Origin of the sequence: Pelagicoccus mobilis (genome assembly GCF_016595505.1) — a bacterium.
Lineage (GTDB): Bacteria > Verrucomicrobiota > Verrucomicrobiia > Opitutales > Opitutaceae > Pelagicoccus > Pelagicoccus mobilis.
The window spans coordinates 145,324-161,053 of record NZ_JAENIL010000006.1 but is presented as its reverse complement, the minus strand read 5'-3'; the positions used below and the strand labels follow the sequence as shown (position 1 = coordinate 161,053).

Below are 15,730 nucleotides of genomic sequence, written 5' to 3'. Positions count from 1 at the left end.
GTGCCTGAGAAATTGGGAGTGAGGCAATTGTAACTTTGTACCTAAAAAACAAACTATATCACGAAGTATATGAAAATACCCTCAGTTCCGACTATTGCTTGCATCGATCTTATCGATGTTGTTCACCCGCCTGCTATCTTATGGGGAAAGCCCTTTTATATAAAAGATAACTAAGTGCATGGAGACCCGATAGATCTCTCTATTTATTGAAAAATACTTCAGCGGTTTGAGCATCTCCTGTTTTAGGGGGAGATAAAAGAACTGCATAATATACCTATTAAACTAAAAAAACAGTTAAGATGAATATCACTTATAGACTTTTTTTGGCGGCCGCCTTGGCTTTTGCTTCTGCGGAAGCTCAGACCGATGATGGCGAGCTCTTCATACTTGATCCTTTTACAGTTGAAAGCAAAGTCGAGACGGTCCAGGTCCAACAGTCGATCAGCTCGACGCGTTTCGCTTCTGACATAATTGATTTACCGTTTTCGGTGAACGTTCTCACTGATCAGCTTATTGAGGACGTTCTGGCTGTGGACCCTGAGGAGATGCTTCAATTCGCGGGGAATGTTGTCACTGGCGAAGGAAGTGGCAATTTTAACGGACTTTCGAACGGGCAGGTACGTCTGCGGGGATTTCCAACTCAATTCAACTTTGTTGACGGGTTCAAAGTGGGAACGGATTTTTCGATTCCAACCGGTTCCGTTGCGCGTGTTGAGGTTGTGAAGGGGCCTTCCTCGCTACTGTATGGATCAGTTCCTCCTGGGGGAGTGATAAACTACATCACTAAGACGCCTCGATCCAAGATGGGTGGGAAGGTCGCCTATACTTTGGGTGAGTTCGGTCACAATCGGGTCGAAGCTGAAGTTACAGGTCCAATATCCGAAAATGTTCGGTTTCTCGTATTCGGTAACTGGGAGGAAAGAGGTTATGAGCTGATTGGAGCCGAGCGCTCGATTCAGCAACTTACAACGATGCTCGAAACGGATTTCGCTGATAAGAAAGGCAATCTTTTGCTTACCTATTATGACTCGGAGGTTGATCAAGAAGGTATCGCCTATCGTTCGGGCTACAAGCGCAGAACATATGTTGACGAGTTTGGTCGGGAAATGGATGAAATTGACCCGGACTTCCCTGTGTTAGGCTACAATCAGAGAGACAGGGGCGGTGTCGCTAATCGGACGAACGAATCTCTGTCCGCACGGCTTCGTTACACTTTCAATGAATTCTATAGTTTGCGGGCTGCCTACCGAAAAGAAGATTTTAATTGGGATAACATCAATCAAACAGGCCTGCCTGCGGTGTATTTCAATGGGAATCTTCGACCGGTTGATTTGCCTGACCATCCGAATTACGGGTCAAGTCAGGGGCCAGTCTGGGACTCTGGGAATCAAATGGGATCCAATGAGAATCTGCAAATTAACCTATTGGCGAAATATGATACCGAATGGGGCCGCTTCCAAATAATGCCTGGCTTCGATCACAACACTCAAGACTTTTGGTTCTTCCGCTCTCGAGCGGGTAATATAGGCCCGGAGGGCCGTACGGGGAATTATCGTTCGCCCGGTAGGCGATCCGTGTTTTCAGATCCTGCTACTTGGGTCTGGGATGCTCCAACCGCGGAACAATATGTAGTAGACGATCCTGAAACTCCAGAAATTGAAGGTTACGGTTTGCTACGCGACAATGACGGAACGGAGGGCAGCTCTAAGGATCATTATATTTACGCTTCTGGTCATTTTCTTGATGATAGACTTACGCTAACCTATGGCTATAGAAATAGCGATTACGATTCGAGCACGCTTGGAACGGATGCGGTAGCCTTGGCTCAAGGACCGGAACGCTACACTGTGGATAGTGTAGAGGACTCTTCCTCGATCGAACAGGTGGGAGTGGTGTTCGGAGTTGTCCCTGAAAAACTGCATTTTTACGCGAACTATGCAGAATCCTTTGAGCCTCAGTTTAGAGGGATCAATCTACCGGATCCGGACGGTAACGCCTTTGATGGCGACTTCAATGGAGATGGCGTTTTAGACCCTGACCTGGCGGACAATGAAGTTGTTCTCGCCGAACCGCTCTTCGGGGAAGGTCGCGAATTCGGGATTAAGGGGAGTGTTTTTGACGGCAAGGTGACTTTCGGCGCCGCTTACTTCGAAAATACAAACAACAATCTCATTCGAAATATTGTTGTGTTGGTTAATTCTGATAACGTCGGCCAATTTCTTCCAAATACGAGTGATGAGGATATTGCCGCTTACTTGGCCGCCAATGACGGAGACACCTTTCTCAGGCTCGATGAGTTTCAGATTCAGTCTGGAGAGGAAGAGGCCAAAGGCGTTGAGTTAGAAGTTACTGCGACGCCGGTTGAGAATTGGAGTATTCGCATGACGTATACGAACTTAGATGCTAAGCTCGTAAGTGACGACACCAATCCGTTTGCCGAAGGTCGAGTCCTGCCTAATTCTCCGGAAGATATGTTTAATCTCTATACTCGCTATCGCTTTAATGAAGGTCGCCTCAAGGGGCTGTTCGTTGGGGGTACTGCTGATTATTTGAGTGGCCGCCATAGTCGAGCTCCGCAACAAGGGAGTGGAGGTACCTATTCTGCGGGCAGGACCTTGGTGAATCTCTTTGCCGGGTATAGTTGGAAAACTGAAAAGTTGACCTATAGGACTCAACTCAACTTCTCCAATGTTACAGACGAGTTCGCTATGGGGCCGGGGCCGAACTTTGGTCGCTTGATTCCTCGAAGCAGCTATCGATTGAGATTCAGCGTCAATTACTAGTAGGTTAACATTTGGATAATACTTGTAGCGGCTGCGTATAGTAGCCGCTCAATTTCTGATTAAAATGATTGGTTCATTTTCCGAAAATATCTTTAATATCTCTTGTTTTGCTCGTAACACTCGTACTCTGTTGGCCTCTTTATTTGCCTGTGTCGTTGTAGGAGTCTCGTGCGAAGGTAAGTCGTCTCGTCCAAACTTTATATTTATTTTAGCGGACGATTTGGGTTGGAGTGACACATCCGTTGCTATGGATCCCGCCGATAGCCGCTCGAGGTCGGATTACATAGAAACGCCCAACTTAGAGAAGCTGGCTAGTAATGGGGTCGTTTTCTCCAATGCGTATTCTCCTGCACCGCTTTGCACGCCGACACGAAGGAGTATCCAGTTTGGTATGACGCCGGCTCGCCAGCATGGAACTGAGTTTCTTGGAACGTTCGATCCTGCTCCTCATCTCTCGATTGCCCAGATGTTGAAGAAAATCGATCCTGCTTACTACTGTGTCCATTTTGGCAAATGGGGTTCGGTCTTTACGGGAACATTTCCTGACGCGGAATCGCATAAGCCGGGTTTGCCAGATCGATTGGGTTATGATGCGAGCGACGGGAAAACAGGCAATAACACAGGGGTATACTACCATCAGCGTCTGCAGGCTGCTGACCATCATCGAAACTTCAAGACCGAAGTGCTTGATGATCCGAAACTGACCTTCTCCGTTTCGGAACGGGCTTGTCGCTTTTTGAAGGAGCAGAACGAATCGGAACGTCCCTTCTATATGCAAGTCAGCTATTATGCAGTGCATACGGCTGCCAAGGCGAGACTAGCGACATTGGAGAAATATAAAAAGAAGGGACTGATCCCCGTCCAGGCTAGCGACGGCATTGCTCCTATGACTGAAGATATGGACGATGGGATCGGTATGATTCTGGATACGCTTACTGCTCTTGGGCTTGATGAGAATACGTTTGTGTTCTTTACTTCGGACAATGGGGGTGAGGTTCTTCCGGAGAAGTATCGGTCGGAGTTGGAGCGTGACCGCCTTGATCGCAGTCATCCGCTAAGGGGTTCTAAGCACTCGCTGTACGAGGGTGGTATTAGGGTTCCGTTTATTGTCTCCGGACCGGGCGTCCCGAAGGGAAGTCACTCCCTGGAATCGATTGTTGGATACGATCTATGGTCAACTCTATATGACCTAGCTGGAGGGGCTTTTCCAATTTCTGGGGAGATAGATGCTGCAAGCTTCCGCTCTTTGCTTTTGGATCCAGAAGGGGGAAGTATTGAACGACCGGGACCTGGCTTAGTCTTTCATCGCCCTAAGAATAAAACGGAACCGCAATCTGCTTTGAGGGCTGGGAAGTACAAGTTGATTGTGAATTGGGATACGCGAGGGGTCGAGCTCTTCGATCTCGATGAAGATCCTGATGAATCCAATGATTTGTCGATAGTCTTTCCTCAGGTTCGGCGAAGAATGCTCCTCGAATTAATCGCCTATCTTGAGGCGGTCGAAGCAGAAGGAGATATTGAGCTTTTGAAAGAGATTTTAGACTTTGATGGGCTCAATTAGCAGCGAACAAGATGTTTTATATATAGTATGTTTTCCTGAGTTATAAAATTATGAGTTTTTTGAGAAAAAGTATGGTCCATCTTGCTAAGGTTCTATTTGTCTGTTTTACGATTACGTCGTCGTCTGCTTCTGAAAGTCCGAATATAGTCCTAATCTTGCTAGATGACTTCGGTTGGAACGGAATGTCCGTTCAGATGGATGATCGAGTGCCTGATTCGAAGAGCGATTTTTATCAGACTCCTCATCTCGATGGAATTGCAGAGTCTGGAATTCGTTTCACTCAAGGTTATTCCTCGTCGCCCATTTGCGCTCCAACCCGCTATGCGATCCAGTATGGGCAGTCGCCCAGTAAGCTCGGGCGGGTCAGCAACTTTGGGCATGAAGCCAAGAAGATTGATCACGGGGCTCTATGGAGCCTTCCCAAAGCGGTCAAAGCTGCGAATCCTGATTATGTGACGGCTCATTTTGGAAAGTGGCACATCGCTACAATGCCGGCACTAGTGGGCTACGACGAAAGCGATGGGATCACCGACAACAAGGAAGGTTTCATGACCCCGGGAGAGGCGGAACATACGGTGAAGTATGTTATGGAGGATCCCAAGTTGTCCTACAGTTTGAGCCACCGAGCAGCGGATTTCATTTCCCGCCAAAACGAAAACGGTAGCCCCTTCTTCCTGCAGGTTTCCTACTACGCCAATCATACCAATGTAGTATGCTCTCCGGAGGAGTTCGCTCGATTTAGTGATTTGGAACCCGGTGAGATTCACGACAACGTGCATTATGCGGCTATGACGGCTGATCTCGATAATGGTATTGGAATACTCATGGAGCGCATTGAACAGCTTGGGATCCACGACGAAACATATGTCTTTGTGGTGGCGGACAACGGAGCTATTCCGGGATTTCCTCCGATCCCCAATGTTGAACGGAGTTTTAACCATCCGTTAAGGATGGGGAAGTGGGACCTGAATGAAGGTGGTATAAGAGTGCCGTTTTTTGTCCGGGGTCCGGGTATCACATCTGGAACCTTTAATCATACACCGGTGATAACACACGATTTGCTGCCTACGATTGCGGCGTTGGCGGGAAGTGAGCAGCCACGCCAACAGGGAGTGGAAGGCATCGATCTCGGTGCTCAACTCTTTCACGGGTCCGAGGATCCCGATCGTCTCCTTGTGATCAACTTTCCCCTTAAAACTGCTTGGGAGATGCACGATGCAACCACCGTCGTCCGTAAAGGAAAATATAAGACCATTCACTATCTGGAGGAGAATCGAATCGAATTGTTTGACTTGGAGAATGACATCTCCGAGCTGAACGACCTTGCAGACTCAATGCCCGAAAAGGTTCAGGATATGGATGCCGAACTTGAGTCCTATTTCAAGGGCATCGGTCGAGTGAACGTTTTGGTCACCAGAGACTAGTCAGGTTTCGCTGTGGAAACGCGAAGCCTTCTGAGAGTGTGTGTATCCCGGACGTTTATAGTTAAATGTCTGTGGGAGTGGAAGAGATGACGGCGTGCTGTCTGCATGCCGAGTGCTTAACCCCCAACCCCCCCAAAAAAAAATTGCCCCATGAAGAAAATTGCTCAGCTCCTTTGGACGACTGCGTTGGCTATGTTGTTCACGCCATCCGCCACCAACGCTTCCATTGTCTCAGTTTCCTCGGTCTTAGATAACGACGGATTTGAGGATGCGACCGATTTGAATCACTGGTCAGCAGAGGGAACCGCGACCGTTTCAATCACCTCGACAACTGGAAACGTATACGCAGGCGCGAAAGCGGCGTTGATTGATACGCCGGACGCGGCTTCTGGCCTAAAGCAGTCTCTAAATGGCAAAATGCAACTGGGTCGAAGCTATCTGGTCACCGCCCGGGTGAAACTGGACTCGACCGAAACCGAAGGTCGAATCGCAGCTCGGATCTTCGCCGACGTAAATGGCATCGAATATCCTGCGGATGGTGATATAAATCTTTCGATCTCAGACAGTGGGAGCGACTGGCACTACCTGAGTGGCACCTATTCGTTCGATACAAATGACAGCCCTGATGACCTCTACTTACTTATAACATCCGAGCTCGGACCGTTGAAGTTTTATGTCGACAATGTGGACGTGTTGCGTCTTGAGACTGGACTTTTTAATGCGTCTCCGGCTTCCGCAATCGGCGATTTGGGAGCCGAAACCACGAGAAGATTTATCAATATGCTTGGACTGTCCGATCAAGTAGCGGCCAGTAATAGGGATACTGTAAACGATGTGTGGAGCGTGTCTAGTGGCGTTTACACGCAACCTTTTCCCTACAGCTCATCGTCGGCGTACTATCATCCGATTCCAAATGATTGGACTGATTACGAATTGGAATTATCCCTACGAATTAACGATGGATCGGAAGCGGGTTTTAGCGTTTTCAATACGTCTACGGGATCCTATAAGGTATCTGTAAGCTCGAGTGAGGTATCGTTATCGAAACTGATCAGCGCGACGAATGTGCAGCAGTTGGTCGCGAGTGTAGATGATCCAATCAATGTGAACCAGTTTTATGACTATAAGGTGGTAGCGGACGCGACGAACGAGACTATTGAGGTCTATCGGGACGGGGTACTGAAGTTGACCTACTCGGATGGCGATCTCCAAGAGGGCGGGATAGGGCTTTCAACTTTTAGGGCGGATGCTTCTTTCGATGATATTGTCGTTTCGGAGATTGGATCCGGTACGGTTTTATATTCAAACGCTTTTTCTTCTTCGTCAGACGATGCGGGATGGTCGACATCGTATGCGACTCCATTTTCCAATGACATTGGAATTGGGGATGAGAATGTGCCTGCTGTATTAACTGTTTCCGGCTTTGATCCTAGGACTGCAGTTGGCGGTAAAATTTCGATACCGACCAGTACCTCTGATCCATCCGAGTCTGATGTTTTGGATTTGATCGAGGAGTTTGTCGAAAAGGTAGGCTCTAACTATTCAATTGTAGCTGTGGAGAACGAGCCGAACTACAAGTTTTCAAGCGCGGATCGGACACCAGATACAAATGGAGATTTTCCCGCAATCGAATGGATGAAGAAGGTTGCTCAGAGGGTTCGTGACACCATTACGGATCCTGCCAATAGTTCCAGTCTTGGCCATTTGAAGATTTCTTCGGGAAGTATGGATGGAGCTCTCAAAGCGTTTCATGATGAAGCTAGTTACCGCTCTTCTGTGGCGGGCGTCTTCCTGGATGCTATGATTGATTGGGCAAACTCAGATTCGAATATCGACTTCATCGATTTGCACATGCATGAAGCGTTGACGCAAGATGTTGAGAATAAAATAGCATACTTGAAGAATAGGGCGGACAAACCGTTGATTTCAACTGAGTGGTCTGAGGCCCGTGTTGCCAAGACTTGGATAAGTCAAGCTATCGATTCCTCATTCCTTTCAAGCTCTGCATTGCCAGCGAGTGTTAAGCTCGGCATCACAACGAATAAGGAGTACGTTCAGGCTTGCTATGTTAATCCTGTACCAAAGTTGGAGTGGGACGATTTTGTCTCTTCTGCTCCTTTGACGGAAACGTTTTTGCAGGAAGTCGTTGATATTTCCAATCGATCGGGGATCGTTCTCAACAATTATGGAGCGATGCGGCAATATGGCAGTCCGATGTTTGATTTGAAGCAGCTATATGCAAATTTGACGGTGGAGATATCACCTGCTCTGGCGTACCGGGCGAATCATACATATGTCACTCAGTTCGAGGGTTTAGATAGGACGCTCCCTGCGCCTGAAAACCAGATTTTCATTGATGGTTTTGAAGGCGGAGCAGGTAGTTGGACTGAGGTTCAGGGGACTTGGAGCGTTCAGACTTCACCTTATCGCTATAGTCAGGATGCCACCAACGGCAGCTCGGTTTCAGTGCGAGGCAGCGCGAGCTTGGGGGACTGCCACGTTATCACTGAAGTGACGCCCGTGACTTTCAATGGAAGCAGTAATTCAGTCGGCGTCTTGGCGAGGTACGTTGATAACAATAATCGCTATACAGCTCTCTATCGCCATAATTCGGGAGAGTTGCTTATTCAAAGAAAAGTTGGGGGCGTTCAGACAACCCTCGCTAGTAAGTCTTATTCTCTGAATACTGGCCAAAATTATCTATTTGAGTTTGGAGTAGTTGGTCAGAATTTGAAGCTATTCATCGATCACTCTCTCGAACTTGAGGTAGAGGATACCAATACGTCTCTCGATGTAGGTAAGGTCGGTCTGTTTACGTTTGGCACGCAAGCTACCTTTGATAACTTCGATCTACGAAAGGGGAAGTACTCTGATGACTTTAGTTCAGGCAGTGCTGCTGATTGGAGCACAACCAACGGCACTTGGGTGGTTAGCGGATCCGGAGAATATCAGCAGAATGCGACGAGTGGATCTGCATTCGCTACGTTGGACAGCATTCAGTGGACCGATTACGAGGTCGCTGTCGAAGTCACGCCGAAGGTGTTTAACGGGAGCAGCAATTCGATAGGCATCAATGTCCGATATTCAGATAGCGATAATCGCTATACTTTAATTTATCGGGACGCTACTGAGGAGCTTGTTTTGCTTAAAAAGGTCAATGGAGTGCAGACGATCCTGTGGGATATGCCTGATGTTGTTCTGAATGAGGACTCCAGTTATGAGTTTCGCGTGACGGTGAATGGAGATGAGATTAGAGCGTATCTGGATGGGCGACTCGTTGGAGCGGCAACGGATGGGTCTCTGACTTCGGGGGGAGCTGGCTTGTTCTGTTTCAATACCTCAGGAGAGTTTGACGATGTTTTCGTCAACGAGCTTTAGGTCCGAAGCTTGATGGCCCGAGAAGCGATCCTTTGATGGAGAGCTTCTCCGGTTCGCCTAGGTACTACCAATCGTGTTCGATTTTGCCTGTATACGTAAACTTAATACGCTGTGGCTTGTGGACAATAAGCGTCCGTCCTAGCGCGTGTTGACTTGGGCCTTCTTTGCAGTGTGAAGGCGTGAGTTCTTCGGCCTCGCGGGTCATCCAGTAGGGCAGCTAGTGAATATCTGCGCCCTTTGCTTGCCACCCTGCAGCAAGCTGTCGACTTCGTCGATCACGGGTGAACCGCGACGGGGCATTATGGCAAGCAAACGCTTCGCGCTTTCGGGCTTGATGTACCGAGATTCGAAGATCCGACATATGCATCGCAGGAGTCAGCAGCGAAGCAAGCTACGCGGAATGGACCCAGTTGCGATTCAAGGAGTTCCTGAGGTCGGCTGGCGGTTTGACGCTGTGGTGGCGGCAACACTACAGGATCGTGTGGATCATGGCGATTGATTTGCCAGCGTAGAGGCTGCGATAATGAACAGCCTACTTTTTATGCTCAGAGCATTCCGGTAGCATAGCAGATCAAAAGTGCTGGGGGGTAGACGCGTTAGGGCGTACGCTTACTTACAACGACTGTGGATGCAGCCCACGGTGGCTTACTTTCAGTGAAAGTCTCAGGTTACTACTCTGTTTACGAATTTAGTGTATTTAATGTTATAGTGCGTCGGCTGTTGTTCACTAAGGTCGTTCGATAACAACATCGATTCTACCAACCTAGGATAGGGGTTGGTATTTGTTTCACCTCGCCAGTATTCACAGTTTTAGACTCGAATTCCACCTCAATGGATACACTTCGTATTACTCAGCTAGACATTGCCATCGTGGCTGTGGCGTTTTTCACTACCATGGGGTTTGGCCTCTGGTTTGGTCGACGGAAGGTCGCCAGTTCGGAGGCTTTGTTTTTGGCAGACCGAGATGCTACATGGCCCTTAATCGGTGCGTCTTTGTTTTCCGCCAATATATCGAGCCAGCAGTTTGTGGGGCAAGCGGGGCTTGCCTATGCCATTGGCCTAGCAGCCGGGGCATTTCAGCTCGTGGGCGCGCTCTGTTTCGCCTTGCTCGCCATCTTCTTCGTCGACGTGTACCTCGGCCTGCGATTGCGAACGGCCCCAGAATTTTTTGAGAAGCGGTATCACGTTGGGGCTCGAATGTGCGTTTCCGGAATTAATTTGGTCATTATTCTAGCGGCCAATGTCGCGACGGCGTTATATGCGGGCGCAACTGTACTCGCCGATTTGGCTGGTTGGAATGGGGAAACTCAATTTGCCTTAGCCGTCGGGGTGATCGCCTTGGCGGCGGGGGTCACCACCATTGCGGGGGGCTTGCGATCGGTTCTTTGGATGGATTTGCTGCTAGCCACTCTTCTCATTACGGGTGGGGCGATCACTCTGGTTATGAGCATTCAGCATGCGGGAGGTTGGAGTGAGGCGACAGCAGTTTTCGATGCGGATGGAAACAGTTTCTGGTCGGTTATCCAGCCTTGGTTCCGAGAGTTTGGTTGGTTGCCTTTAGCGACAGGTGCGGTCATTCTGGGCGTCCATGGCCACTGCACGGATCAGGATTACGTTCAAAGAGCGTTGGCGGCCCGAAGTGTCTACCACTCAAAGATGGGCGCCTTGTTTGCGGGTGTCTTGAAGGTGGTTGCCCTGTTGATCATCGCAGCTCCTGGCGTCGTGGCAGCAAAACTGATGCCGGGCTTGGAGCATCCTGACCAGGCCTACGCTCGTGTCGTCGCGATGTATGTTCCGTCGGGATTGGCTGGCTTGGTGTTCGCTGGTTTGTTCTCGGCCATCTTGGGAACGGTTGCCGCGGGACTGGCAGCGTCCTCCTCGCTTATTTCTTTCGACTTTATCGGAAGGCTGGCCCCGGGCTTGTCTGAGCGACGTCGGGTGGTAATCGGGCGCATCGTGATGGCTTCGTTGCTAACTGTATGCGCATTGCTAGCGCCTTCAATCCGTGAGTTTCAAGGTGTCTATGTCTACATCGTTAGGCTAGGGGCGGCACTTGGACCGGCTGTGTTTGTCTGTGTCGTTGCGGGGATTTTCACTCGCCGTGCGTCGGGAAGAGGGGCGACAGCTACGCTTGTTGCAGGAACTATTTTCGGAGTGTCCGCTTACTTTATCCAATCGTCTCCCGAGATGGCGGAATCGCTGCCTTTGTACCTAAGAAGTTCCTTGAATACCAGTTTCCTCAACACGCTGTTTTGCGCGGTGGTCATGTATCTTGCGAGCGACCCGGTTGAAGGTGCGGCTCGAGCCGAGGTGGTACTCGAAGAACGGCGTGATGCGCCTGATCGGGAAACGATGACTGATGTCGAGCGCCGCAAGTATCGACTAGCTCTGCTGACCCTGGCGATTGTATGGAGCGCCACTCTGTTTGTGTTTTCGCCATGGGGCGTGGCAGGTGACAGAGAGGAGCCCCAATCGGCCCAGATCGAATCAACCCCTTAGCGACTATGCGTTTCTTTTCATTTTTATTCCTTTGGTCCAGTCTGGTCGCGACTCTGTCGCTTTTCGGCGATGGAAGAGTATGGGTAGTCGCGGCCGGGGATCCGGCTGCGAACGACGAGGGCTCAGGGACTATCGAAGAGCCCTTCCGAACCATCTCCCGCGCCGCGTTGCTTGCCCAACCTGGTGACACGGTAAGGGTGTTCGGAGGCGTTTACCGAGAACGCGTGGCGCCTGCCCGTGGTGGGACTGCGGAGCGCAGGATCGTCTATGAAGCTGCCAAAGGCGAGCGGGTAGTTGTAACTGGAGCGGATGTTTGGAGACCGCAGTGGCGGGTCGAACCTGGCCAGCCGGGTTTGGTGAGCGCTATTTTGGAAGACGATCGTCTTGGCTATTTCGAACAGTTTAGCGAGCCGTACCTCCGCAGGGAAGGGCGTTCCTTGGGACAGGTAGCGGTTCGTGGAGCCTTGCTTGATGAAATGCCAAGTCGCCAAACGATGGAGTCGCGGCGCGGTACGTGGTGGATCGACCGTTCCGAAATGCGCCTATATATGCATTTGCCTGTTGGAGTGGATATTGCCCAAGACCCTTTTATTGAATTGACTGTGAGAGATCGCCTATTCGCTCCGCATAGAAGAGGCCTTGGTTACATCACAGTACGCGGGTTTGTTTTCGACAGGGCGGCCAATCAGTTCCCGTTGCGGTTTTGGTTTCCGCGTGAAGTTGGCAATAACCATCCTCAAACTGGAGCTATTGGTACGCGCAGTGGCCACCACTGGATCATTGAGCACAACGTCGTCCGCCATGCCGCCTCGATTGGTATCGATATTGGCAATGAAGGGGGATGGGACACTGAAGGGGACCAGCCTACGCCGGAATACCTCGGCCGACATCTGATCCAGGGTAACCATATCCACGATTGTGGCAGCACCGGAATAATGGGGCTCGGATCGCATGAAACGCGGATTATAGGCAACGTCATCGAGCGGATCAATTTGATGGGCAATACGGCCTTCGAGTGGGGAGGCATAAAAGTGCATGACTTTGTGAACGGCGAAATCAGGGGTAACCTGGTGCGTGACAGCGACTGCGCTGGTATCTGGCTTGATAATGGATTTGCAGGCGCACGGGTAACTCAGAACCTGATCCTTAACAACGAGGAAATGGGCATTTTCGTTGAGTTGGGATTCGGTCCCGTGCTGATCGACCACAACATCGTTGGGTTTTCTCGGGGAGCTGGAATCTACACTCACGATGCCTCGGGAGTCACGATCGCCCACAACCTCCTCCATGCCAACTCACACTACGGTGTCTATTCGCATGTAATTTCTGCGAGGAAGTTCAAGGGAGCCGATGGAAGTCGGCGACCGGTGGAGTGCTCGAACAATGTTGTTCAGAACAACCTTTTTATCGATAACTTTGGAGGGACTATCTCCATGCCGCCGGAAGCGCCGCGTTCGAGCAACAACAGGTCTGATTACAATCTCTTCCTCACGGGAACGCGAGGTTGGTGGGAGAACGAGGAGTTCTTGGATTTCCGACTCAATACCAACAGTGGACACGCGACCGCAGCCCTGCCGGAGGGCGTCGACGTTTTGAGCTTCTCCTTGGAGTCTTGGAATGAGAGCACGGGATGGGACTTGAACAGCAGAATTGAGCGAATCAAATCCAAGAGTCCGCCGAGTTTTTTGAAGGGAGCGGGGCCAGAGCCAGCTGCTCAACTTGCCGCTCGAGCGCTTCGCTTCGATATGCTGGAGCCGGAGCTCTTGGGAGAGGTTCTAGGACCGAGGGTTGAGGGGACAGACTATGACTATCTGGGATTGCCGCTCGACCCCGAGAGGGTGAGCCCTGGCCCGTGGCGGGAACTCGCAGTGGAGATATTGCCCCTCCCATTATGGCCGCGCCCTTACACGGGCCTTGAGAACGATTTGATTCGATGAACAAACCTTTGAAAAAAAACGAGCAGGAAACGACTGTCTTGCGACAACGGCAGGTACACTTGGATTTTCATACATCGCCCCATATCTCAGATGTTGGGTCGGAGTTTGATGCAGATTACATCGCTCAGCAGTTCGAGGCAGCTTATGTCGACAGTGTCACCGTTTTCGCGAAGTGCCATCACGGCATGTGCTACTACCCGACGAAGACAGGGACATCCCATCCGGCAATCGGCTCGCGTGACCTGCTCGGCGAACTGATAGAGGCGTTGCATCGAAAGGGTATCAAGGCCCCCATCTACACCACAGTAGCCTGGGAGGAGGACGTGGCGGATCGTTTTCCCGCGTGGCGTCAGATGCTACGCGACGGCACCTTCGCAAGGGCTCACAATGCAGACCACACCAAGGAAGCCCATCCCGGTGGTTGGCGATTCATGGACTGGAGTCATCCGGAATACCAAGACTATATAGAATCGCACGTGCGCGAGCTCGTTGATTTGTATCCAATTGATGGATTGTTTTTCGATATATTGTTTTACAAAAAATATGCCCATTATTCGGATACGGCTATGAAACTGCGTCATCGATGGGGGCTTGAAGGTGATGGGGAGGCTGCCTTTCGACGGTTTGAAATCAAAGCTCAGCGGGCTTTTTGTCGGCGGTTCAGTTCTTTAGCTCAAGAGCTGGTCCCTAACGCTACCGTCTTCTACAATGCCGGGCTTGAGGTAAGCACAGAAACCGCCGCCAGCAGTCGTGTGCGCTACCGACATATGACTCATTTCGAAGTAGAGTCATTGCCTTCTGGTTTTTGGGGGTACTACCATTTTCCGCGATCGGCACGCAGCATCGCCCACTGGGGTAAACCGTGGCTTGGTATGACTGGGCGATTCCAGCGAATGTGGGGAGACTTTGGCGGAATAAAGCCAACCGCTGCCTTGGAGTACGAGTGTTTTCGCACGCAAGCTTTGGGCGGAGGAAATTCAGTGGGCGACCAATTGCCGCCTCGCGGGCAACTCGATCAGGCAGCGCTCCGCTTGATCGGAGACGTCTACCGACAGTGCGCTGAGGCCGAGCCGTTTTACAGTGGCAGCGAGCCCTGCTTCCAGGTCGGCGTGCTCACGGCATCGCATCCAGGTCGAGATCCGGACGATGCTTTGCGAAGCGATGAAGGCGCAGTCCAGATGCTGGAGGAGAGTCATTACGAGGCCGTGGTGTTGGATGGTCAGAGCAGCTTCAAAGGTTTAGATCTTATCGTTCTGCCGGATTGTACGGTCGTTTCCGAGTTGATGAGGCAGAAGCTAATGCGCTACTATCAGTCGGGTGGGAAACTAATCGTCAGTCATCACGCAGGTAGGGACCCGTCTGGTAAGTGGATGTTGGATTTTCTGCCTTTGGATATCGTAGGCGAGGGAGAGTTGTTTCCTACTTACTGGCGCTGTCGCACTTCCTTCTGGCCGGAGATGACCTCGAGCGATCGGGTTGTGTACTCGCAAGGAGTCAATGTGAACGCAGGTGAGGACACTGAAGTTCTCGTCGACCGCGTGCTTCCCTATTTCAACCGAACCGACCTCAAGTTCAGTTCTCATTTTCAAACTCCTCCAGTACGTCGTTCGGGTAAGTATCCTGCGGTCGTAGCTGGGACCGGGTTTGTTTATTTTTCAGATCCTGTATTCAGGGAATACCGACAAGTTGGGAACACCGCGTTGCGCGATGTTTTGTTAAGGGTTATGCATAGGGTGGTCGGGGAGCCGCCAGTCGGCGCGGGCTTGCCTACCACCATGCAGTGCGTAACTCGTCGCAAAGGGAACGATCTTCTCATCACTTTGCTGCACTATGTCCCGCTCCGAAAATCGTTAGAGTTGGATGTTCTTGAAGAACGGATGAGCTTCGCTGGGGAGGAATTGCGTTTCACTCAGCCGGTGGAACAGGTCAGGATGTTCGGGGCTGATTCGAGTTTGGATCGCCTAAATGAAAGCTGCTTTGTTCTGCCGGTTGCAAAAGGGCGACTCCTGCTGGAAGTGCCTGATTTTTTTGAGACTTAATTGGAATTCCTTCAACTGCGCTGATCCGATAGGAGTGTTCGGGGAAATTGGATATTCTAATATTTCGAGATGAGCTTAGTTGGCATCCTGATGCGCAAGTAATGTTCAT

At 50.6% G+C, this 15,730-nt stretch carries 8 protein-coding genes; all 8 read left to right on the top strand.

Annotated features, from left to right (window positions below; translation table 11 throughout):
- Positions 1–299: 299 nt before the first annotated feature.
- The 8 genes from JIN87_RS04545 to JIN87_RS04510 all read left to right on the top strand — a co-directional run bounded on the left by JIN87_RS04545 (position 300) and on the right by JIN87_RS04510 (position 15,621).
- Entirely contained in the window at positions 300–2,783 is a 2,484-nt protein-coding gene (locus JIN87_RS04545; RefSeq protein WP_200354341.1) for a TonB-dependent siderophore receptor, read from the top strand.
- A 64-nt stretch (positions 2,784–2,847) separates the two neighbouring features.
- The gene (locus tag JIN87_RS04540) at positions 2,848–4,344 is read left to right on the top strand and encodes a sulfatase-like hydrolase/transferase (RefSeq protein ID WP_267909345.1); all 1,497 of its coding nucleotides are present in this window, start codon (positions 2,848–2,850) and stop codon (positions 4,342–4,344) included.
- Positions 4,345–4,394: 50 nt separating this feature from the next.
- Positions 4,395–5,768, top strand: coding sequence for a sulfatase-like hydrolase/transferase (locus JIN87_RS04535; RefSeq protein WP_325176365.1), 1,374 nt, complete (start codon positions 4,395–4,397; stop codon positions 5,766–5,768).
- A 150-nt stretch (positions 5,769–5,918) separates the two neighbouring features.
- The gene (locus tag JIN87_RS04530) at positions 5,919–9,146 is read left to right on the top strand and encodes a carbohydrate binding domain-containing protein (RefSeq protein ID WP_200354338.1); all 3,228 of its coding nucleotides are present in this window, start codon (positions 5,919–5,921) and stop codon (positions 9,144–9,146) included.
- Between the two features lie 301 nt (positions 9,147–9,447).
- Positions 9,448–9,645 (top strand): hypothetical protein, encoded by a 198-nt coding sequence (locus JIN87_RS04525; RefSeq protein ID WP_200354337.1) that lies wholly within the window; start codon positions 9,448–9,450, stop codon positions 9,643–9,645.
- Between the two features lie 332 nt (positions 9,646–9,977).
- Positions 9,978–11,645 carry an SLC5 family protein gene (locus JIN87_RS04520; RefSeq protein WP_200354336.1) on the top strand — a complete coding sequence of 556 codons (1,668 nt, stop codon included), beginning with the start codon at positions 9,978–9,980 and terminating at the stop codon, positions 11,643–11,645.
- A 5-nt stretch (positions 11,646–11,650) separates the two neighbouring features.
- Positions 11,651–13,582, top strand: a complete 1,932-nt coding sequence (locus JIN87_RS04515; RefSeq protein WP_200354335.1) for a right-handed parallel beta-helix repeat-containing protein — start codon at positions 11,651–11,653, stop codon at positions 13,580–13,582.
- A complete protein-coding gene (locus tag JIN87_RS04510) occupies positions 13,579–15,621 on the top strand; it encodes an alpha-L-fucosidase (RefSeq protein WP_200354334.1) in 2,043 nt (680 codons plus the stop codon). The genes JIN87_RS04515 and JIN87_RS04510 overlap by 4 nt, the downstream gene beginning before the upstream one ends.
- Positions 15,622–15,730: the final 109 nt, after the last annotated feature.